The sequence below is a fragment of the Neobacillus paridis genome (genome assembly GCF_016765675.1).
Lineage (GTDB): Bacteria > Bacillota > Bacilli > Bacillales > Cytobacillaceae > Neobacillus > Neobacillus paridis.
This window is the reverse complement of sequence record NZ_JAESWB010000127.1, coordinates 1-620: the sequence shown is the minus strand read 5'-3', so window position 1 is coordinate 620 and position 620 is coordinate 1. Positions and strand designations below refer to the sequence as shown.

General features: G+C 47.6%; 1 protein-coding gene. It reads left to right on the top strand.

All coding sequences use genetic code 11. The features are described 5' to 3' along the window. The coding region (locus tag JK635_RS28200; RefSeq protein WP_202653262.1) for a DUF2501 domain-containing protein at positions 1 to 146 on the top strand (146 nt) is incomplete at its 5' end. Between the last annotated feature and the right edge of the window lie 474 nt (positions 147 to 620).

Genomic DNA, 620 nt, shown 5'->3' with positions numbered 1-620 from the left:
CTGACAGCGGCTATGCCGATGGCGAAAAAGGTATTCTTAACAGCAGCAATGGCAAGCAACTTGATTTGAGCGGCGGGGGCTTGAAAGATAAGATCACCAAGCAAGTTTGCGACACAATTCTTTCGCAAGCGAAATCCATGCTGTAAGTCGCCTTTGAATTGATTTTCTGATAATCAGACAAATCCCGGCATTGCCGACGAACTCGCTGGATTTTATGCGCAGCACCCCGGCTGATAAAAATACTTGGCGGGGAAGCCCCTGCGATCGCAATGGCCAAGATGAAGAATTACCTGAATCAATGACAGTTGCGAGCATACGGTCGCGAAATTAACTGGCGGCCGGTCTTCACAGCAAGGCCGTGCCCGGAATGCAGTTCGAGCACGGTTAGGTGAAACTTTTTATTGCTAAAAATCTGAAGTGGATACTGGCAAGTAGGTGGCGCCACCTCAATGCGCTTTCGGCTTGCCCCTGGCCTCTGAACATTCGAATAATTTGAAGCTCGTGCTGAGATGGCTCAAATCATCGTGATAAAAGGCGTTGGTTTTTGATACCTTATGACGATAAACAACCAACGGCCATATTATGGATTCAAGGCATTTGTGCTCGTTATGATAGGATGT